Origin of the sequence: Arthrobacter sp. PsM3 (assembly GCF_030433895.1) — a bacterium.
Classification (GTDB): domain Bacteria; phylum Actinomycetota; class Actinomycetes; order Actinomycetales; family Micrococcaceae; genus Arthrobacter.
In genome coordinates this window covers 1-20,088 of sequence record NZ_JARUXE010000007.1, presented here as the reverse complement: position 1 = coordinate 20,088, position 20,088 = coordinate 1, and the positions used below count along the sequence as shown (strand labels likewise).

Here is a 20,088-nt window from a genome sequence, read left to right as displayed (position 1 = left end):
GCGAACAACAAGTCTCTGCTGTCCGCTGCTTTCCTTGCTGCCACGCCGTTGTGGAAACGGGCCCTGCGAGGGGTAGCTCCGCGGCCCGGTTTGCCGGGGCTGAGCTACGTGGTGGCCTCAGCTTCCGGCGCGGTTCCGCTGGCCTGGTGGCCGGATGCTCCGGCCGCCGGCGCTCCCGTGGCGGGCTTGGTGCCGCCCGTGGATTCCTTTGACGCTTCAGCTGGGGCGGAAGCGTGGCCTGGACCGCTCTGGTTATCAGGGAGATTACCACGCAAACCACTATTTGAGACAGCAGAATCCGAATGGTGGACATCCCCGCTGTGGGCAGGAACAGCGGCCGGAACGGTGGCCGGCTCCTTGATTGCCGCGTCGTTTCGGGCTTCGGCGCCGGCCGTTCCGGTGTCGTCATCCGGGTCGTTGGCCGCGTCATGGTCGGTGTCGGCATCCGGGTCGTTGGCCGCGTCATGGTCGGTGTCGGCATCCGCGGCCGTACCGGCCGGTTCGCGGCCCGGCAGGTAGACCGTGTCGGGCTCCGTGCGCTTGCGCAGGCCCAGGAGGATGAATGCGGCCAGCGCGCCCAGCAGGACGAAGATGCTGGTCCACACGTTCAGCCGGGTAGTGATGCCAAAGAGGTTGATCTGCTCGGCGTCGTCGATCCGCATCGCTTCGATCCAGACCCGGCCCAGCGTGTAGTAGACCGCGTAGAGGCAAAACAGCCGGCCGCGGCGGAAGCGGAACTTCCGGTCCAGCAGCAACAGGATGCCGACGCCGGCGAGGTTCCAGAGGGATTCGTAGAGGAACGTCGGGTGGAAGAGGGTGCCGGCGGCCATGCCGGGCGGGAAGTTGGGGTTGTTGGCGTCGATCTGCAGCCCCCACGGGAGCGTGGTGGGGCCGCCGAAGAGTTCCTGGTTGAAGTAGTTGCCCCAGCGGCCGATTGCCTGGGCCAGCAGCAGTCCGGGCGCGGCGGCGTCGAGGAATGCGCTCAGCTTGACCCCGGCCCTGCGGCAGCCGATCCACGCACCCAGGGAGCCCAGCAGTACCGCACCCCAGATCCCCAGTCCGCCGCGCTGGAGCTGCGGGATCAGGGACAGGTCACCGGTGCCGTTAAAGCCGGGGCCGAAGTACGCATCCGGTGAGGACACCACGTGGTAGAGCCTGCCGCCGATGATGCCGAAGGGGATGGCCCAGATGGCGATGTCCCAGACGCTGCCCTCCGGGGCGCCGCGCTTGGCCCAGCGCACCGAGGTGAGCCACAGGCCGGCAACGATGCCGAGCAGGATGCACAGGGCGTAGGCGTGGATGCGCAGCGTCCCCCACGGCAGCGGGATGTCGAAGCCGGACCAGTCCGGGCTCGGAATGCTCGCGGGGATCATCGCTGCCGCGTGGAGAACTGACTGCATGTGCTTTAAGCTTCTTCCCTGGTGAGGCCGGTGCTGAGGTCTTTCGTCAAGGACGCTACCGCATCCACGCCGCCGTCGCCGATGGCCACGACGAGCGCGGTGCCAACGATCACGCCATCCGCGTAGGCTGCGATCTCACGGACCTGGTCCGCGTTGGACACGCCCAGCCCGACACAGACGCGTTCTGCGCCGGCAGCGCGCGCCGCGGCCACAACGTCCCTGGCCGCGGAGCTGACCGAGGTGCGGGCACCGGTGACGCCCATGATCGAAACAGCGTAAACGAAGCCCCGGCTCGCGTCGACGGTGCGCTTCATGCGCTCCGGCGACGACGACGGCGCCACCAGGAACACCCGGTCCAGACCGTACTTGTCCGAGGCGGCCATCCATTCGGAGGCTTCGTCGGGGATCAGGTCCGGGGTGATGAGCCCGGCTCCCCCGGCGTCGGCCAGCTGTCGGGAAAATTCCTCCACGCCCATCCGGACCACCGGGTTCCAGTAGGTCATGACCAGCACGGCGGCGTCGGTCTTGCTGGTGATGCCGCGGACGACGTCGAAGACCTGCCTGACGTGGAAGCCCTTGTTGAGGGCCTCGGTGGTGGCTGCCTGGATGACCAGGCCGTCCATGACCGGGTCCGAGTACGGGATCCCGATTTCGATCAGGTCGGCGCCGTTTTCCGCGAGGGCGATGCCGGCCGCGATGGTGTCCTCGACGCTGGGGTACCCGGCGGGCAGGTAGCCGATGAGGGCGGCGCGGCCCTGGGCTTTGGCGCAGTCAATGGCGGCGGCGGACTTGCTGGCGGTCCGGGCGGCGCCCGGTTCCTGGACGGTGCTCACAGCTGCTCCCCCTCTTTGGCGATCTCGTGCTCGGGTGAATCCTTCTCCAGCAGGTCGAACCATTCGGCGGCGGTGGCCACGTCCTTGTCGCCGCGGCCGGACAGGTTCACGATCACGATCTTTTCCGACGCTTTGACGGTTGATTTGCCGGCGGCTTCGTCGGCGGCACATTCGGCGGCGATCCGCTGGCCGACCTTCATCGCACCGGCTAGGGCGTGCGCGGACTCGATGGCTGGGATGATGCCCTCGGTGCGGCAGAGCAGCCGGAACGCGTCCATCGCCTCGCTGTCGGTGATGGGCTCGTAGCTGACGCGCCCGATGTCCGCGAGGTACGAATGCTCGGGGCCGACGCCGGGGTAGTCCAGGCCCGCCGAAATGGAGTGCGATTCGATGGTCTGGCCGTCGTCGTCCTGCATCAGGTAGGAGCGGGCGCCGTGCAGCACGCCGGGCTTTCCGAGGGTGATGGTGGCGGCGTGGCGGCCGGTTTCGACGCCCTCGCCGCCGGCCTCGAAGCCGTAGATCTTGACCGAGGGATCGTCCAGGAAGCCGTGGAAGATGCCGATGGCGTTCGAGCCGCCACCGATGCAGGCGCAGACGGCGTCGGGCAGGCGGCCGGCCTGCTCCAGGATCTGGGCCCGGGCTTCCTCGCCGATGACCTCGTGGAAGTAGCGGACCATGGCCGGGAACGGGTGCGCCCCGGCGGCGGTGCCCAGCAGGTAGTGGGTGTTGTCCACGTTGGCGACCCAGTCGCGGAGCGCCTCGTTGATGGCGTCCTTCAGGGTCTGGGAACCGTTGGTCACCGGGATGACGGTGGCTCCGAGGAGCTCCATCCGGGCCACGTTCAGGGACTGCCGGCGGCAGTCCTCGGCACCCATGTACACGACGCATTCCAGGCCCATCAGGGCTGCGGCGGTGGCGCTGGCGACGCCGTGCTGTCCGGCGCCGGTCTCGGCGATGACACGGGTCTTGCCCATGCGCTTGGCCAGGAGCGCCTGGCCCAGCACGTTGTTGATCTTGTGGGAACCGGTGTGGTTGAGGTCCTCGCGCTTGAGGAAGATCCGGACTCCCCCGGCGTGTTCGGCGAAGCGCTTGGCCTCGGTCAGCAGCGAGGGCCGGCCCGAGTAGTTCTTGTTCAGCTCCGCGATCTGCGCGGTGAACTCCGGATCGGCCTTGGCCTTCTCGAAGGTGTCCTCAAGCTCATCCAGGGCTGCGATGAGTGACTCGGGCATCCATCGGCCGCCGTAGGAGCCGAAGTACGGGCCGGGGGCGTGCCGCAGGGATTCTCCACCCTGCAGGAACGCGTCCACGGCGCTTTCGTCTGAGCCGGCTGCTGGCGCATCGACCATCAGTCTCACCATCCTGTTCCACTGCTAATTAGATCTGGGGTCCGCACGGCTGCGCTGCCGCCGTCCGGCCAGGCATTGCCCGGCCGGAGCGCCGTTCAGGAACGTGCGGCGATTTCTTCGGCTCCGGCGGCCATAAACTCCGCGATCCGCTCCCGCGGGGTCGCGTCACTGACCAGGGCTTCGCCCACGAGCACCGCGTTGGCGCCGTTCGCGGCGTAGTGCCGGACATCGTTGACACCGCGCACGCCCGATTCCGCGATGACGAGCGCGCCGGCGGGAATGCCTCCGGCGAGTCCGGCGAAGACGGAACGGTCGACGTCGAGCGTCTTGAGGTTGCGCACGTTGACGCCGATGATTCGCGCCCCTGCGGCGACCGCCCGCTCGATTTCCCCGGCGGTGTGCGTCTCGACGAGCACATTCATGCCGAGTTCGCGGCTGAGGGCGCTGAACTCGCGCAGCTGCGCGTCGGACAGGGACGCCACGATCAGCAGGATCAGGTCGGCCCCGTGTACCCGGGCCTCCCAGATCTGGTACTCGTCGATCATGAAGTCCTTGCGCAGCAGCGGAATGTCCACGGCTGCCCGGACGGCGTCGAAGTCAGCGAGCGAGCCGTTGAAACGGCGCTGTTCGGTCAGGACGCTGATCGCGGCGGCGCCGCCTCCGGCGTACTGCACGGCGAGCGAGGCGGGGTCCGCAATGCTGGCGAGATCGCCCTTGGAGGGGCTGCGGCGCTTGATTTCGGCAATGACCTTCAGCTGGTCGCGCGTTGCCGAGGCGCCGCCCAGGGCGGTCCACGCGTCGCGCGCCGGTGCGGCCGCGGCGGCGCGCTCCTTCAGCTCGGCGAGCGTGGTGAGCCGCTGACGGGCCTCCATATCCTCCCTGACACCGGCGTTGATGTCATCGAGAACGCTCACCCTTAGTGGCCGGAGTTCTTCAGCTTGCTGCCGCCCACACCGTAGCCGGCCTTGCGCATGGCAAAGCCGACGACCAGGCCGACGGCCATGACGACGCCGCCCGCGATGAAGATCGTGGTGTTGGCGATGACAAAGGCGATGGACATGATGAGGGCACCGACGAGCATAACAAAAACGGTGGTCCAGGCTGCCGGGCTGTTGCCGTGGCCGGTCGGTTCTTGGTGATCGATGTCGTCGTAGGAGTAGCCGGTTCCGGCAGCGGGCTTGGGGGCGGAAACAGGGGCTTTGCTCATGGGAATCTCCTCAGGGTGAATACTGCTTACATTCTGCCATTTTTTGGCAGTGTTGTTCGCCGCGTTACCGGGCCGCCTCACTGGGGCGCGTTACCGGGCGCACACGCGGCACCGGCTCAGGTGGGATCGTCACCTCGTGACAAACGGTCCCAGCTGTCGATGTCGTCCGGCGGTCCGGCCGGCGCCGCGGATCCGCCGGCGGCGGCCCCCGTGGCTGCGGTGTCGTATTTGGTGCGCGACTTCCAGAAGCGGCCCGCAGGGATGATCAGCAGCGCGCTGAGCCCCAGCAGGGCGCCGGCCACGACGGCGAGGGCCGGGAACGCCGTGACGTCCACCGATACGTCGCTGCCGGTGATCCCGGTGGCGGCGGCGATGGAGCCCTGGGCGGCGGCCAGCGGGTCCGTAATCACGATTGCGGCGGCGCTGACGATGCCTGCGGCGGCCAGCAGGATGAGCGCCGTGATGATCCAGCGGGCGATCCGGCCGGCGATCGACGCCGCCAGTCCGCCGGCGAGGGCCACCAGCGCAAGGGCCGTCACGGTCGTCGCGGCTTTGCTGCCCTGCACGTGCAGGCCGTCCTGGCTGCTGACGGCCTGGCCGAGCTGGGCGGGATCGAGGTGGACGGTGAGCCAGGTCTGCGTCGTGGTGCCGAAGACGGCCAATGCCAGGGCGACGATGGCAAGCACCAGGGTGGATTTCCGCGCCCAACGGGGAATCACAGGGCTGGTGCTCTTGACGGTGGTGCCGCTCATGACTGCGTCCCGGCGTCGGAAATGGACTCGGCGGTGATATTGCGCAGCGACCGGGCCGTGTGGACGGCCCGCATCGGGGCGGCGGCTTTGTTGACGGTTTCGAGGGCCTCGGTGGCGTTCACCGAGTCGGCCACGATGCCGCCGCCTGCCTGCACGTAGGCGCGTCCTTCCCGGAGCAGCGCAGAGCGGATGGCGATGGCCATGTCCATGTCGCCGGCGAAGTCGAGATAGCCGACCACTCCCCCGTAGATTCCGCGGCGGTGCGGTTCCAGCTCATCGAGCAGGCGGAGCGCGCGGGGCTTGGGGGCGCCGGACAGCGTCCCGGCCGGGAACGTCGCCTTCAGCACGTCGTAGGCCTTCGCGGTGGGCGCCAGTTTGCCGACGACGGTGGAGACCAGGTGCATGATGTGGCTGAAGCGTTCGACTTCCATGAACTGGGTGACGTCGACGGAGCCGGCGACGCAGACCTTGGAGAGGTCGTTGCGGGACAGGTCCACCAGCATCAGGTGTTCGGCGCGTTCCTTCTCGTCTGCGAGGAGCTCCTCGGCCAGGGCCTTGTCCGCCTCCACGGTCTTGCCGCGCGGCCGGGAGCCGGCGATGGGGTGGGTGATGACTTCCTCGCCCGTCACGGTCACCAGCGCCTCCGGGGAGGACCCGACGATCGAATATTGCCGGCCGTCGGCGTCCTCGAGGCTGAAGATGTACATGTAGGGGCTGGGGTTGGTGTTCCGGAGTACCCGGTAGACGTCCAGCGGGTCCGCGCCGCATTCCATTTCGAAGCGGCGCGAGATGACCACCTGGAAGACCTCGCCGTCGACGATCGCCTCTTTGCTGCGGTCCAGGGCGGCGAGGTAGTCCGCCTCATTCCAGCGTTCCTGCACGCTGGAGGCGAAGTCCAGGGCGGCGGGGTCGAGCACGGAAACCGGCTGCTTCACGGGAGTGCTGACCTGGGCCAGCAGCGCCTTGACCCGGGCGACGGCGTCGTGCCAGGCTTCGTCGACCCGGTCGGAGCTGTTGTCGAAGTTGATCGCATTGGCGATCAGCAGCACGGTGCCGTCCATGTTGTCGTGCACCGCCATGTCCGTGACGAGGTTGAGTGCCATCTCGGGCAGTTGCAGGTCATCCTCCGGCGGGCTGGTCAGTTTCTCCCAGTGGCGGACGGTTTCCCAGCCGAGGAAGCCCACCAGGCCGGAGGTGAAGGGCGGCAGGCCGTCGAAGCGGTCGGTGCGGAGGGCCTCGATGGTGTCGCGGATCGCGTCCACCGGGCTGCCGCCCAGCGGCACCCCGACGGGCGGCTCGCCGAGCCAGTATGCCTGGCCGTCCTTGGTGGTCAGGGTCGCCCTGGACCGCGCGCCGATGAAGGAGTAGCGCGACCAGGAGCCTCCGACGGCGGCGGATTCCATCAGGAACGTGCCGGGCTGGCCCTGGGCAAGTCTGCGGTACAGCCCGATCGGCGTTTCGGCGTCAGCCAGCACCTTCAGCCGGACGGGGATAACACGGCTGTGGCCTGCGAGTTCACGGAACTCCTCCAGGCTTGGGCTGATGATTCCAAGGTCCTGCATGGCTGTGGTTTCCGCCTGTTCTTTCAGTGGTCCTGAAGGTTGAGTGTGCGGGGCCTGGCCCCGCCGGGGTTGCTTGCTGCGGCTGGGCCGCAGTCAACCGCCGGGTCAGTCGGCGTGGCCGGTGACGACGTCGAGTCCGCGGCCGTCGAAGCACGTCCGGGTTCCGGTGTGGCAGGCCGCGCCGACCTGGTCCACACGGACCAGCAGCGCGTCGCCGTCGCAGTCCATGGCGAGCGACTTGACCCACTGCACGTGGCCGGAGGTGTCCCCCTTGCGCCAGTATTCCTGGCGGGAGCGCGAGTAGAACGTCACCCGCCCGCTGGTCATGGTGCGGCGCAGGGCCTCGTCATCCATCCAGCCGAGCATCAGCACCTCGTTGGTGTCGAACTGCTGCACGATCGCGGCGACCAGGCCGGCGCTGTCCCGCTTCAGGGCTGCAGCAAGGCCGGCAGGGAGGGTGTCCGCGGGCGCAGCCGATCCGGGACCGGTGTTTTCCGCGACTGGACTTCCGCTGACGGAACGTACGCTGTCGGTGATTCCGTTGACAGTTCTTCCACTGACGGGGGCGGGGGCGGGCTGCTCAGACATCAGATCCAGTCTAGTGCCTCCGTGCACGGTGCCGCCCAGCCGCCCGGCACCCCCTTAACATCGGCGTCACGCGGATGTGAGTCGGCTCCCAGTGGCCAAAACGACGGCGGTTCACGTGCCCACCCGGGGCACTCTCGTGCTAGTTTCACAAGTGATGCATTTCGTCGATCCGTCCCGAGAAGTTCTGGCCGAAACCTTACTGGCGGCCGGTCCTGACTCCCCCACGCTCTGTAAGGGCTGGCTGACCAGGGACCTTGCTGCCCACCTGTACCTGCGAGAGCGCAAAGCCGCCGTCGGCCTGGGACTGTTGATCAAGCGTCTGTCCAAAGCGTCGGACCAAGCCACAGCCGCGCTGGCCGCCAAGCTCACGACGCCGGAGGACTACAACAAGTTAGTCAACTCCTTCCGCGCCGGGCCGTCCGCGTTTTCCCCGATGAAGATCAAGGCCCTGGACGAAAGCGCCAACCTGATCGAATACTTCGTCCACACCGAGGACATCCGCCGGGCCGTGGACCGCTGGGCGCCCCGCGCCCTCGACGAGGCGTACTCCGACGCCCTCTGGGATGAGCTGGTGAAGCGCGCGGCGATTCTCTACCGTGGCGTGGACCTCGGCATCGTGCTGGTGCGTCCCTCCGGCCCCCGGCACGTCGCCAAGCGCGCCCCGGTCTCGGTGGCGATCGTCGGCGAACCGGGCGAACTCCTCATGCACGCCCACGGCCGGACCCGCCACGCCCTCGTGACCTTCGAAGGCCAGCCGGACGCCGTCGCGCTCCTGCAGTCCGCCGAAGTCGGACTCTAACCCCCACCCCACACAGCAACGCGGGGTCACTTAGCGCCCATAATCCCCTCCGGGACGGGCGCGATGTGACCCCGCGTTGGTTTAAGCGGTGGGTGGTTAGCGGACTTCGAAGCCTGCTGCCCGGATGGCGGCCTTGACCTGGGCGATCATGTCCAGCGGGCCGAAGTGGAAGACGGACGCGGCGAGGACCGCGTCGGCTCCGGCCGCGACGGCCGGCGGGAAGTGCTCCGGCTTGCCGGCACCGCCGGATGCGATGAGGGGGACCTTGACGGCGGCCCGCGCGAACCGGATCAGTTCCAGGTCGAAGCCGTCCTTGGTGCCGTCGGCGTCGATCGAGTTGAGCAGGATTTCACCCACACCGCGGTCGGCCGCTTCCCGGGCCCAGGCGATTGCGTCGATCCCGGTCCCCTGGCGTCCGCCGTGGGTGGTGACCTCGAAGCCGGAGGGGGTGGGCTGTGATCCGGGACGGGTGCGGCGCGCGTCGAGGGACAGCACGAGGACCTGGGACCCGAAGTGCCGGGTGATCTCATCGATCACGTCGGGACGGGCGACGGCGGCGGTGTTGATCGCGGCCTTGTCCGCCCCGAAACGCAGGAGCTTGTCCACCTCGGCCACGCCGCGGACGCCGCCGCCGACGGTCAGCGGGATGAAGACTTCCTCGGCGGTGCGCCGGACGACGTCGAAGGTGGTTTCCCGGTTGCCCGAGGACGCCGTGACGTCGAGGAAGGTCAGTTCGTCGGCGCCGCCGTTGTCGTAGCGGTGCGCCAGTTCGACGGGGTCTCCGGCGTCGCGGAGTCCTTCGAAGTTGATGCCCTTGACCACGCGGCCGGCATCAACGTCCAGGCACGGGATAACGCGGACGGCTACTGCCATGACTTCTCCTGGTATTCATTTACGGAAGGAACAGGCACGCCGGGTCAGATGCGGCAGGCGTGGATCGTGCTGACCAGGATGGCGCGGGCGCCCAGGTCGTACAGCTCGTCCATGATCCGGTTGGTCTGCTTCTTCGGCACCATCGAACGGACTGCGACCCAGTCCGAGTCGCGCAGCGGCGAGACCGTGGGCGATTCCAGTCCGGGGGTGAGTGCGGCGGCTTCCTCCACGAGTTCCTTGCGGATGTCGTAGTCCATCATCACGTACTGGTGCGCCACGAGGACGCCCTGCAGGCGGCGGATCAGCACCTCGGCGGCCGGGTTCTGCTCACCCTTGCGGCCGATCAGGACGGCTTCGGAGTGCAGGATGGGCTGGCCGAAGATCTCCATGCCGGCAGCCTTGAGGGTGTTGCCGGTTTCGACGACGTCGGCGATCGCGTCGGCCACGCCGAGGCGCACGGAGGATTCGACGGCGCCGTCGAGGCGGACAACCTTGGCCTTGATGCCGCGCTCGGCGAGGTAGCCGCGGAGCAGGCCGTCGTAGCTGGTGGCGAGGCGCTTGCCGTCGAGCTGCTCGACGGTGCTGAAGTCGCCGACCGGGCCGGCGAAGCGGAAGGTGGAGGCGGCGAAGCCCAGCGGGAGGAGTTCCTCGGCTTCAACCTCGGCGTCCAGGAGCAGGTCGCGGCCGGTGATGCCGACGTCGAGCGTGCCCTGGCCGACGTAGACGGCGATGTCGCGGGGCCGGAGGAAGAAGAATTCGATGTCGTTGTCCGGGTCCACCATGACCAGCTCGCGGGTGTCGCGGCGCTGGCGGTAGCCGGCCTCGGCGAGCATGGCGGAGGCGGCTTCGGACAGGGATCCCTTGTTCGGGACGGCAACTCTCAGCATTGGGGAGGTCTTTCTGGGTCGGGACGAAGTCCGTTGAGGAACAGTCCGTCCAAGATCAGTCGGTTCAGGCACAGCGGGCCACGCGATGCACCGGGTCATCAGGCCAGGGCCACGGCCTGGCAGGGTCCGGCGCGGACGTGGCTAGAGATGCTTGTAGACGTCTTCCAGGCTGAGTCCTTTGGCGAGCATCAGAACCTGCAGGTGGTAGAGCAGCTGCGAGATTTCTTCGGCGGCGGCTTCATCGGATTCATACTCGGCAGCCATCCAGACCTCGGCTGCTTCCTCCACGACTTTCTTGCCGATGCCGTGGACTCCGGAATCCAGTTCGGCGACGGTGCGGGAGCCTTCCGGGCGGGCGGCTGCCTTCTCACTCAGTTCTGCGAACAGCGATTCGAAATTCTTCACACCCTCCAGCCTACTTGCTCGCGGGCGGAGGACGCCCGCCGGGCGCTTCAATGACGACGGGGATGTGAGCGATTACACAGTCCGCAGGGTCCGGCCGTGCCCCGTCCGGGGTTCGGCCGGACGCGGCGCCAGCTCTCTAGCACCCTGCGCGAGCTGTTTAGCTGTACTGCTTGAGCGTCACGGCGGTGGCGAGGGCGGCGGTGACGGCCTCGTGGCCCTTGTCCTCGGTGGAGCCCGGCAGCCCGGCCCGGTCGATGCCCTGCTGTTCCGTGTCGCAGGTGAGCACGCCGAAGCCGACCGGGACCCCGGTGCGCACCGAGACCTCGGTCAGGCCCAGGGTGGCCGCCTCGCAGACGTACTCGAAGTGCGGGGTGCCGCCGCGGATGACGACGCCGAGCGCCACGACGGCGTCGAAGTGCGGCGCCAGCCGGGCGGCGGCAACAGGGAGTTCAAAGGTGCCGGGGACGCGCAGCACGGTCGGTTCGCAGATGCCAGCGTCCTTCGCCGCGCGCAGGGCGCCGTCCAGCAGCCCGTCCATGATCTGGGTGTGCCAGCTGGCGGCCACAATGGCCAGTTTCAGCTGGGAGGTTTCCTCCGGCTTGAAGGTGCTGAGGTCAATCTGTGGTGCGCCGTGTCCGCTCATCTGGGAATCCTTGTCCTGCTCAGTCGTAGGGTGCGTGTCGAAAGGGTGCGTGTCGAAAGGGTGCGTGTCGTAGGGGTGCGTGCCGAAACGCGTGGTGTGCGTCGAAGCGCGTGTGTGCCGAAACGCCGGGCCGGCCCCGCGCGGGGCCGGCTGGAATTCTTTGTTCGGGTCAGTCCTGTCCGTGCTCGAACCCGCGCGGACCGGCAGCCGGCGCTGCCGGCTCCATGTCCAGGACCAGCCGGTGGTCCATCCGGTCCTTTTTGGTCTGCAGGTACCGGATGTTCTGTTCGCGGGAGGGGACCTCGGTGGGCACCATCTCCACGACGCGGACGCCGGCCTGGGCCAGCCGGTCCTGCTTGTCCGGGTTGTTGCTCAGCAGGCGGACCTCGTGCAGGCCCATGTCCGCGAGGATCTGGGCCGCTGCCTTGTAGCAGCGGGCATCCACGGGGAGGCCCAGCTGTTCGTTGGCCTCCACCGTGTCGAAGCCCGCTTCCTGCAGGGCGTAGGCCTTCATCTTGTTCGCCAGGCCGATCCCCCGGCCCTCCTGGCCGCGCAGGTACAGCAGCGTCCCGCCGAACTCGTTGATCATCTCCAGGGCGTAGGCCAGCTGCTCACCGCAGTCACAGCGGTAGGAGCCGAAGACGTCTCCGGTGAGGCATTCCGAATGCAGGCGGACCAGCGGCGCTGTGCCATCGACCGGCGGCAGCGGGGAGCTGACGGCCAGGTGCTCGGCACCGGTGGCCAGATCCGTCCAGGCCTGCGCCACGAAATCACCGAAGGCGGTGGGCAGCTGGACGATCGGGCCGGCGCTGACCGGGTGGGGCTGGCGTCCGGCCGCCCGCTGTTCTTGTGCTTCCGACGTCGTCATCGTTTCTCCTCCATCACACGGGGTCAGTTGCGGGGCCGGCAGGCTGCCCGGCCTCAAGGTAAGCCACCAGATCCGCAATCGAGATCAGCGGGCAGCCGTGCTCGAGCGCGAAGCCGCGGAGTCCGTCCAGCCGCATCATTTCTCCGTTGTCGTAAACCACTTCTGCGATCACACCCACGGGCTCGAGTCCGGCCAACTGGCACAGCTCCACGGCTGCTTCGGTGTGGCCGGGACGTTCCCGCACTCCCCCCTTAACGGCCCGGAGCGGAAAAACATGCCCGGGGCGGGTCAGCCCGGCCGGCTCGCTGCCGGGATCGGCCAGGATCCGGGCTGTCAGGGCCCGGTCCGTGGCCGAAATTCCGGTGCTGATACCCAGCGCGGCGTCACAGGACACCGTGTAGGCAGTGCCCTTGGCGTCCTCGTTGATTTCGACCATCGGCGGCAGCGCGAGGGCGTCGGCCCGGCCGCCGTCGAGCGGTACGCAGATCACGCCGGAGCTGTACCGGATGGTCCAGCCCATCAGGGCCGGGGTTGCGTGCTGCGCCGCGAAGATGATGTCGCCTTCGTTTTCGCGGTCCTCGTTGTCGACCACCAGGACGGGACGTCCGGCGGCGATGGCGCGGACAGCGTCCTCGATCAGGTCGAGGCCCGCCGGCGGGATGACCGGCGCAAGCTCGGCGGGAAGCGCGGCCTGGGCGGGGTCAGCGAGAAGGGGCTGCTGGGCAGGGATGTCCTTGACGTTGTTCACGCTGTTGCCCCCTCCGCGCGTGCTGCTGCTCCTCCGGCTGCTGTGCCTGAAAATGCGAGCAGGCGCTCAGTGTACTTCGCCAGGACGTCCACTTCGAGGTTGACGTGGCTGCCGATGGCTTTCGCGCCCAGTCCGGTGTCAGCGAGTGTGGTGGGGATCAGCCCCACTTCGAACCACGGCGCAGGTTCAGCAGCGGGGCTCACCGCGGTCACGGTCAGCGAAATGCCGTCGACGGCGATGGAGCCCTTTTCGGCAATATAGCGCGCGAGACCGGCGGGGACGCCGAAGCGGAGCCGGTCCCAGTTGCCCAGCGCCTCGCGCTCGAGCAGCTGCCCGACGCCGTCGACGTGGCCCTGGACGACGTGGCCGTCGAGCCGGCCGCCAGCCGGTACGCAGCGCTCCAGGTTGACCGCGTCTCCGGCGGCGAGTTCGCCGATGGTGCTGCGGGTGAGGGTCTCGCCCATCACGTCGACGCTGAAGTCCTTGCCGTCGATCTCCGTCGCCGTGAGGCAGACGCCGTTGACGGCGATGGAGCCGCCAAGGGCCAGGCCTTCGGTGCTTCCGGGCGCGTGGAGCCGGACGGTGGCGCTGATGTCGCCGTTGCGCTCAACGGACAACACCTTCCCCTGCTCGGCGATTATTCCGGTGAACATCAATTGCCTCCTGAGGCGGGGTCCGCAACGGTGCGGAGCGGGGTTGAATCGGATGAGGTGTTGGCCGCGGAGGCCGGTGGTGTCGGAGAGCCGTCTGTCGGGGCAGGCCGTGTCTGGACATGCTCCGTCGGGGCGGGTTCGGTTTGGACGGGCCGCAAGTGCAGCCGCAGGTCGCGGCCGAGCAGCCGGACCGCGCCGCCGGACGCGGGGTCCCATTCCCACTGCTGGGCATCGGCCAGGGTGGTGATGCCGAGGTCCTCGAGTGCCGGGGTTCCGGAGCCAAGGAGCGTCGGGGCAAGGTAGACGATGAGTTCGTCCACAAGCCCGGCCGCGAGGAAGGCGCTGAGGATCCGGGACCCGCCCTCCACCATGAGATGCCGGACTCCGGCGGTGAACAGCTCGTCCAGCGCCTCCCGCGGATCACGGGTGGGCAGGTGGAGGACCTTCCCGTCGTCGCCGTTGATCGCGGCGCCCTCGGGGATCCCCCGAAAGCCCATCACGACGCGCAGTGGCTGCCGGCCGGCCGGTTCCCCGTCGGCGCCGCGGGCGGTGAGACGCGGGTTGTCCACCAGGACCGTCTGGGTTCCGACCAGGATCGCGTCGATCCTGCCCCGCAGGGCGTGGTTGTCGGCGAGGGATTCCGGGCTGGAGATCCACTGGCTGGTTCCGTCGCTGGCGGCGATGCGGCTGTCGAGGGTCTGCGCGATGTGCAGGGTGACGAAGGGCCGCTGGGCCGCAACGGCGTCGAACCAGCGCCGGTTCAGCTCCAGCGCGGCCTGCGCGCCAAGTCCGGAGCGGACGCGGACTCCCGCGGCGCGCAGTGTGGCCGCGCCGCCGGCAGCGGGGTCGTGCGGATCATCGATCGCGTAGACGACGTCCGAAATCCCGGCCTCGATGATCGCCTGGGCGCAGGGCCCCGTGCGTCCGCAATGATTGCACGGCTCCAGCGTGACCACCATGGTGGTGCCGCTGAGTCCGAGGCCGGCGGCCTTCGCCTGGTCAATCGCATCGGCCTCCGCGTGGGCAGTGCCGGCGCCGCAGTGATACCCCGTAGCCAGCCGGGTTCCGTCAGCGGCGATCACGACGGCGCCGACCAGCGGGTTCGCGCCGCGCGGCCCCTGCAGGGCTGCCGCGAGGGCGGCATCCATGGCGGCGACCTCGGCTGTGCTGAACCCGGGAACGGCCAGGGCAGCGGCGACGCCGGCCGCCTCGTGTGTGGAGTGTTTGACGCTCATCAACCTGCCACCGGGCCTTCGAAAACCGCAGTGTGGGTGAAGAGCCATCGCGAAGAGTACATAGTGTGTCGTTCCTTCCCTCAAAAGCCGCGATGGCTCCGGGGGTATACGACAGCGAACTTCCGCGGCGCCACAGGGCTCCGCAGTAACAGCTGTACGTGCTTCTCTCATCCAGACTTTAACTGTCGGTACCGGAGTTCCACCGGTTCAACCGTCTGCCGGCATTCTTCCCAGGGGAAGCGCCGGCTCGCGGGTCGCGGACTATAACCGCCGGTTCGGACTTACACCGACCCCGGAGCACGTATGTGTGTTGCTATTCTGGCACAACCGCCGGGTAGCTTTGGCTATTCCCGCCGGCTGGATGTTACGGCGTACGTCATTTTCAGCCCGCTCCCCGCCGGACGGCCAGGTCTCCTAGCGTTGGCCGGCGGCGCGGAGCCGTTCGATGGCCTCGGCCGGATCCTCGGCACCGTAGACGGCGGAGCCGGCCACGAAGACGTTCGCGCCGGCGTCCGCGGCACGCCAAATGGTGTCCTCGGTGATGCCGCCGTCGACCTGCAGCGCCACATCCAGCCCGGACGCGTCGATCGCCGCGCGGGCCCGGCGGATCTTGGGGAGCGTCAGGTCAAGGAATTCCTGGCCGCCAAAGCCGGGCTCCACCGTCATGATCAGCAGCACGTCGATCTCACCGAGCAGGTCCAGGAAGGGCTCAATGCCGCTGCCCGGCCGGAGCGCCAGGCCTGCCTTGGCCCCGCGGGCCCGGAGCTCGCGGGCGAGCTTGATCGGCGCAATCGACGCCTCGGCGTGGAACGTCACCGAGGCGACACCCGCGTCGGCGTAGGCCGGGGCCCAGCGATCCGCGTGCTCGATCATCAGATGGGCATCCAGCGGCACCGGGCTGATCTCCTGCAGGCGTGCAACGACCGGCAACCCCAGCGAGAGGTTGGGGACGAAGTGGTTGTCCATGACATCGACGTGCACCGCATCGGCATTTCTGATTTTGCGCAGTTCCGTTTCGAGGTTGGCAAAGTCGGCGGAGAGAATGCTCGGGTTGATACAGCACTTGGCCATGTGGAATTCCTTGTCGTTCTGCTGAGAGGTCCTGTTGAAGGCGTGGGCTTCTGGTGTCCCAGTATTCCCTGCTGATCAGGCCTTTTTGTGGATGAGGGCCAGGAACATGGCGTCCGTGCGGTGCACATGCGGCCACAGCTGGGCGGTGAGCTCGTGTCCGGCGTCGAGGTGGCCCGTGAGGCTGACACTGTCCAGCGCCGCTCCGGCGTCGAGCAGTTCGAGGTCGTCGCGCTTGCGCAGCACATCGCTCACGACGGCGGTCGTCTCCGCCGGGTGCGGCGAGCACGTCACGTAGGCCACCACGCCGCCGGGCTTGACGGCCGCCAGCGCGGACCTGAGCAGCTCGCGCTGCAGCGGGCCAAGGTCCGTCAGGTCCTTGGGGGTCCGGCGCCAGCGGGATTCCGGGCGGCGGCGCAGGGCGCCGAGCCCTGTGCACGGCGCGTCCACGAGCACGCGGTCAAAGCTCTCCGGCATCTCCGTGCCGACGTCGCGGCCGTCGCCGGTCCGCACATGCCAGACCTCATGGGGAACCGCCGCGAGGGCCTGCCGGACCAGTTTGGCGCGGTGCGGGGCGGGCTCGTTGGCCAGCAGCGTGGCACCTTGTTCCCGGGCCAGGGCGCCGAGCAGGGCGGCTTTGCCTCCCGGGCCGGCGCACATGTCCAGCCACCGTTCAGCGGCCTTCTCCGCGCCGGGGCTGCCGCCGGCGGTGCGATCGCCAAGGTCGACGGCGGCCATGGCGCGGGCCACCAGCTGCGATCCGACGTCCTGGACACGTGTGGTGCCTTCGCGGACCGAGGCTAGCCGGCCGAGGTCACCACCGCTGGAGAGGGCAGAGCCTTCGACGAGTTCGCCGGGCGTGGCGCCGCTTTCGAGGGCCTCGTCCAGGCTGCCGAGCCCGGGCAGGGCCACGAGGTTGACCACCGGCGCGGCGTTATCCGCCTCCAGGAGGTCACTGATTTCGCTGACCGGCCGCCCGTGGGCCACAAGGGACTGCCGGAGGGCCCGGACAATCCACTCCGGGTGGGCGTACCGGATGGCGGCCTTCTTGGTTTCGTCCGTCTCATCGCTGAGCAGGAGATCCAGCCACTCCTCAAGGGTGTGGGCGGAGACCTTGCGCAGCACGGCGTTAATAAGCGCCGACGGCCCGGCGCCAATGACGGCGCGGGCCAGGCCCACGGTCTGGTCCAGGGCGGCGTGGGCGGGAACGCGCATGGCCAGCAGCTGGTGGGCGCCGATCCGGAGGGCGTCGAGGATGGCCGGGTCGAGCTGGTCCAGCGGCCGGTCCACACAGCGGGCCAGGATCGCGTCGTAGGTGCCCTGGCCGCGCAGCGCACCGTAGCTCAGCTCCGTGGCGAAACCGGCGTCGCGCTTGTCCAGGTTATGGTGCCGGATTCGGGCGGGCAGGACGAGGTTGGCGTAGGCGTCCTCGGCGGCGACGGCGCGCAGGACCTCGAAGGCAACGAGCCGGGCCGGGTCCGCCCGGCGCGTGCGCTGGGAAGGCGCGTTCTCGGTGAAGCCGCGCTGCGGACCGCGGTTGCGTTCCCGGCCCTGCGCGTTCCGCTGGCTGCCGTCACGGCCGCGGCCACCCTGGCCGCCACTGGACCCGGCACCCTGGCCAGCGCCGCGCTGGCCGCCTGATCCGCCGCGCTGGGGGCCTCGGCCGCTGCCGCTCGTCCCGGACTCGCTCATTCGAATACCACGCTTTCAAGTGTTGCCTGTCCGCGCGCCCAATCAGCGGCGGTCATCATTTTCTTGCCCGACGGCTGGACCCGGGTGAGTTCCACCGGGTGCGAGCCGGTGCCCACCAGCACACCCTTGCCCTCCAGCGCCAGCTGTCCCGGTTTCAGGGCAGGAGCCTCAGGCCGCATTCTTACCGGTTCCAGTTTGATCCGCTGGCCGTCAAGGGTGGTCCAGGCGCCGGGCTCAGGGGTGACCCCGCGGGCCCGCCGTCCGATCGCCAGGGCGGGCTGGTGCCAGTCGAGCCGGCCGTCCTCAAGGGCGAGTTTGGGTGCCAGGCTGACGTCACCCTGCTGCGGCACCGCGGCGGCCTGGCCGCCGTCGACCGCTGAGAGCGTTTGGGTCAGCAGGATGGCGCCGCTGTGGGACAGCCGCTCGAGCAGGGTCCCGGCGGTGTCGTCAGGCCGGACCGATTCTGTCAGAGTGCCGAACACCGGGCCGGTGTCCAGCCCTTCCTCCAGCAGGAAGGTGACAGCGCCTGTGACGTCGTCGCCGGCGATCAGGGACCGCTGCACGGGGGCCGCGCCGCGCCAGGCCGGCAGCAGGGAGAAGTGCAGGTTGATCCAGCCATGCCGGGGAACGTCCAGGGCGGCCCGCGGGATGAGCCCGCCGTAGGCCACGATGGCGGCGACGTCGGGGGCTGCAGCAGCGATCCGCGCGGTCACCGCGCTGTCCACCTTGGCGGCGTGGATGATCTGGATGCCCAGTGCGGCGGCGCGGGCGGCAACGGGCGACGGCGTCAGCACGCGTTTGCGTCCGAGCGGCGCGTCCGGGCGGGTGAGGACGGCAACGACGTCGAATCCTGCCCCGACGAGCGCGTCCAGGGAAGGCACGGCCACCGCCGGAGTCCCCGCGAAGAGAACCCTCACTGGGAATTGCCGAAGGCGCCGAAGCTTCCGGAACCCGCGGTGCCGGAACCGAAGCTGGAGCCGACGGTCCTGGCGCGCTTCGCCGTCGTCTGCTCGGTAATGGAATCGTAGTTGGCGTTCCGGATGGCGCGCAGCGCGACCTTCCGGTCTTCGCCTTCCAGCCGGTCGGTGAAGAGGATGCCGTTAAGGTGGTCGGTCTCGTGCTGGAAAGCCCGCGCCAGCATGCCTTCGCCCTCCACCATGACGGGGTTGCCGTGCAGGTCGACGCCGGTGACGCGGGTGTGCCGGTGCCGGCGGACCGGGAAGCTGAGGCCGGGGATGGAGAGGCAACCCTCGACTTCGTCGGGCTGGAAGTCCTCACTGTTTTCCAGCACAGGGTTGATGATGTGTCCCTCGACGCCGCGGATGCGATAGGTGAAAACCCGTTGGCTGACGCCGATCTGGGGTGCGGCCAGGCCTGCCCCGTCCACGTCCTCCATGGTTTCGGTCATGTCCGCAACAAGCTTCGCCAGCTCAGGCCCGAATTCCGTCACGGGATCGGCGACTGTGCGCAGCACAGGATCCCCGATGATGCGGATATTCAAAATGGCCATGTGCAATCTGTCCTTATCAGTGGGCGACGACGGGATTCAGTCCAGTTTAGTTGCACTCCGGACCTAGTCCCGGACAGTTCCGATCATTCGGCTTGAGCGGGGGTGCGCGGCTGCCCGGGTGCCGTGCGGCCTGGCTGGACCGCGGGTGCGGCGCGAGCGTGGAGTAGGCCTCAGCACCGGCCTGGAGCAGGCGCGGCGCGGACCCAGAAACAATGCAGCGAGTGCCTCAGAAAGAATATTGGCCGACAATCTCGGCCCTGCGGCCGGTGTCCGGCCCGGCTAATAATGTCCGAGCCCCCGGGCAGAGTGATTCCATGGAAGCCGTCAGGGATTTCATTGATTTGCCGGGCCCGGAACGCGGCACGGACCGCGGCACGGAGCGGGGTGCGCAACCCGGGGTGTCCGGGGTGGCCGCGGTGGATGAAGCCCTGTACGTGCTGCAGGATGTCAGATCGACAGCAGTGGACGACGCGGTGTGTGCCTCAGGCGGAGCACCGGCCGCCGCCCTGCGGCCGGTGTCCGGCCTGGCCAATAATGTCGGAGCCCTCTGGCAGAGTGATTCCATGGAAGCCGTCAGGGATTTCATGGATTTGCAGGGCACGGACCGCGGCACGGGACGCGGCACGGAACGCGGCGCCGCCCGGCCTGCGCAGCCCAGGGTGCCCGGGGCGTCCGCGGCGGATGAGGCCCGCGACGGGCTGCAGGATGACAGTTCGACAGCGGTGGACGACGCGGTGTGTGCCTCAGGCGGAGCACCGGCCGCGACCCTGCGGCCGGTGTCCGGCCCGGCTAATCCTGTCGGAGGCCTCTGGCAGAGTGGTTCCATGGAAGCCGTCAGGGATTTCATGGATTTGCAGGACACGGACCGCGGCGTGGAACGCGGCACGGGCTGCGGTACCGCCCGGCCCGGACAGCCCCGGGAATCCGGAGTATGCGGGGCGTCCGGGGTGGATGAGGCCCGGGACGGGCTGCAGGATGTCAGTTCGACAGCGGTGGACGACGCGATGTGTGCCTCAGGC

The 20,088-nt window shown here is 68.7% G+C and carries 22 protein-coding genes and 1 riboswitch; of the genes, 2 read left to right on the top strand and 20 right to left on the bottom strand.

All coding sequences use genetic code 11. The features are described from left to right. Positions 1-104: 104 nt before the first annotated feature. The 8 genes from lgt to hisI all read right to left on the bottom strand — a co-directional run bounded on the left by lgt (position 105) and on the right by hisI (position 7,688). Positions 105-1,400, bottom strand: coding sequence for a prolipoprotein diacylglyceryl transferase (gene lgt / locus QCD75_RS04865; protein WP_301226256.1), 1,296 nt, complete (start codon positions 1,398-1,400; stop codon positions 105-107). Between the two features lie 5 nt (positions 1,401-1,405). Next, positions 1,406-2,233 (bottom strand): tryptophan synthase subunit alpha, encoded by an 828-nt coding sequence (trpA, locus tag QCD75_RS04860; RefSeq protein ID WP_301226254.1) that lies wholly within the window; start codon positions 2,231-2,233, stop codon positions 1,406-1,408. Next, a complete protein-coding gene (gene trpB / locus QCD75_RS04855) occupies positions 2,230-3,579 on the bottom strand; it encodes a tryptophan synthase subunit beta (RefSeq protein WP_301226252.1) in 1,350 nt (449 codons plus the stop codon). Before trpB ends, trpA begins: the two co-directional genes overlap by 4 nt. A 95-nt stretch (positions 3,580-3,674) precedes the next feature. Beyond that, positions 3,675-4,493, bottom strand: a complete 819-nt coding sequence (gene trpC / locus QCD75_RS04850) for an indole-3-glycerol phosphate synthase TrpC (RefSeq protein WP_301226250.1) — start codon at positions 4,491-4,493, stop codon at positions 3,675-3,677. 2 nt (positions 4,494-4,495) lie between these two features. After that, positions 4,496-4,786 carry an HGxxPAAW family protein gene (locus QCD75_RS04845; protein ID WP_226758994.1) on the bottom strand — a complete coding sequence of 97 codons (291 nt, stop codon included), beginning with the start codon at positions 4,784-4,786 and terminating at the stop codon, positions 4,496-4,498. A gap of 116 nt (positions 4,787-4,902) precedes the next feature. Beyond that, positions 4,903-5,538, bottom strand: a complete 636-nt coding sequence (locus tag QCD75_RS04840; protein WP_301226247.1) for a Trp biosynthesis-associated membrane protein — start codon at positions 5,536-5,538, stop codon at positions 4,903-4,905. Then, positions 5,535-7,100 carry an anthranilate synthase component I gene (locus tag QCD75_RS04835; RefSeq protein WP_301226245.1) on the bottom strand — a complete coding sequence of 522 codons (1,566 nt, stop codon included), beginning with the start codon at positions 7,098-7,100 and terminating at the stop codon, positions 5,535-5,537. The genes QCD75_RS04840 and QCD75_RS04835 overlap by 4 nt, the downstream gene beginning before the upstream one ends. 105 nt (positions 7,101-7,205) lie before the next feature. Continuing rightward, positions 7,206-7,688, bottom strand: a complete 483-nt coding sequence (gene hisI / locus QCD75_RS04830) for a phosphoribosyl-AMP cyclohydrolase (protein WP_301226243.1) — start codon at positions 7,686-7,688, stop codon at positions 7,206-7,208. Positions 7,689-7,842: 154 nt separating this feature from the next. Here hisI and QCD75_RS04825 point away from each other — a divergent pair, with 154 nt between their 5' ends. Continuing rightward, entirely contained in the window at positions 7,843-8,487 is a 645-nt protein-coding gene (locus QCD75_RS04825; RefSeq protein ID WP_301226241.1) for a TIGR03085 family metal-binding protein, read from the top strand. A gap of 96 nt (positions 8,488-8,583) precedes the next feature. Here QCD75_RS04825 and hisF read toward each other — a convergent pair whose 3' ends face one another. The 12 genes from hisF to def form a co-directional block, all read right to left on the bottom strand. Next, positions 8,584-9,360, bottom strand: coding sequence for an imidazole glycerol phosphate synthase subunit HisF (gene hisF, locus QCD75_RS04820; RefSeq protein ID WP_301226239.1), 777 nt, complete (start codon positions 9,358-9,360; stop codon positions 8,584-8,586). 44 nt (positions 9,361-9,404) lie between these two features. Continuing rightward, positions 9,405-10,247 (bottom strand): ATP phosphoribosyltransferase, encoded by an 843-nt coding sequence (gene hisG, locus QCD75_RS04815; protein ID WP_226760087.1) that lies wholly within the window; start codon positions 10,245-10,247, stop codon positions 9,405-9,407. A gap of 141 nt (positions 10,248-10,388) precedes the next feature. After that, positions 10,389-10,652 (bottom strand): phosphoribosyl-ATP diphosphatase, encoded by a 264-nt coding sequence (locus QCD75_RS04810; protein ID WP_123254457.1) that lies wholly within the window; start codon positions 10,650-10,652, stop codon positions 10,389-10,391. Positions 10,653-10,809: 157 nt separating this feature from the next. Then, complete coding sequence (gene ribH, locus QCD75_RS04805) at positions 10,810-11,295, bottom strand: 6,7-dimethyl-8-ribityllumazine synthase (protein WP_301226232.1); 486 nt, start codon at positions 11,293-11,295, stop codon at positions 10,810-10,812. Positions 11,296-11,464: 169 nt separating this feature from the next. Continuing rightward, positions 11,465-12,163, bottom strand: coding sequence for a GTP cyclohydrolase II (gene ribA / locus QCD75_RS04800; RefSeq protein WP_301226230.1), 699 nt, complete (start codon positions 12,161-12,163; stop codon positions 11,465-11,467). A gap of 13 nt (positions 12,164-12,176) precedes the next feature. Then, complete coding sequence (gene ribB, locus QCD75_RS04795; RefSeq protein ID WP_301226486.1) at positions 12,177-12,824, bottom strand: 3,4-dihydroxy-2-butanone-4-phosphate synthase; 648 nt, start codon at positions 12,822-12,824, stop codon at positions 12,177-12,179. Between the two features lie 83 nt (positions 12,825-12,907). Continuing rightward, positions 12,908-13,564, bottom strand: a complete 657-nt coding sequence (locus QCD75_RS04790) for a riboflavin synthase (RefSeq protein ID WP_301226228.1) — start codon at positions 13,562-13,564, stop codon at positions 12,908-12,910. Further along, positions 13,564-14,712, bottom strand: coding sequence for a bifunctional diaminohydroxyphosphoribosylaminopyrimidine deaminase/5-amino-6-(5-phosphoribosylamino)uracil reductase RibD (gene ribD / locus QCD75_RS04785; protein ID WP_301226484.1), 1,149 nt, complete (start codon positions 14,710-14,712; stop codon positions 13,564-13,566). The genes QCD75_RS04790 and ribD overlap by 1 nt, the downstream gene beginning before the upstream one ends. A 241-nt stretch (positions 14,713-14,953) precedes the next feature. Next, positions 14,954-15,104, bottom strand: a riboswitch (FMN riboswitch). A gap of 109 nt (positions 15,105-15,213) precedes the next feature. Beyond that, positions 15,214-15,870, bottom strand: a complete 657-nt coding sequence (rpe, locus tag QCD75_RS04780; protein WP_301226226.1) for a ribulose-phosphate 3-epimerase — start codon at positions 15,868-15,870, stop codon at positions 15,214-15,216. A 75-nt stretch (positions 15,871-15,945) separates the two neighbouring features. Next, entirely contained in the window at positions 15,946-17,559 is a 1,614-nt protein-coding gene (locus tag QCD75_RS04775; protein ID WP_301226224.1) for an RsmB/NOP family class I SAM-dependent RNA methyltransferase, read from the bottom strand. Further along, on the bottom strand, positions 17,556-18,476 hold the full coding sequence (gene fmt / locus QCD75_RS04770) for a methionyl-tRNA formyltransferase (RefSeq protein WP_301226222.1): 921 nt from the start codon (positions 18,474-18,476) through the stop codon (positions 17,556-17,558). The genes QCD75_RS04775 and fmt overlap by 4 nt, the downstream gene beginning before the upstream one ends. Continuing rightward, positions 18,473-19,069, bottom strand: coding sequence for a peptide deformylase (def, locus tag QCD75_RS04765; protein WP_301226219.1), 597 nt, complete (start codon positions 19,067-19,069; stop codon positions 18,473-18,475). Before def ends, fmt begins: the two co-directional genes overlap by 4 nt. A 314-nt stretch (positions 19,070-19,383) precedes the next feature. Between def and QCD75_RS04760 the strand changes: the two genes are divergently transcribed. Beyond that, positions 19,384-20,088 (top strand): hypothetical protein (locus QCD75_RS04760; RefSeq protein WP_301226217.1); only part of this gene is annotated, 705 nt, incomplete at its 3' end.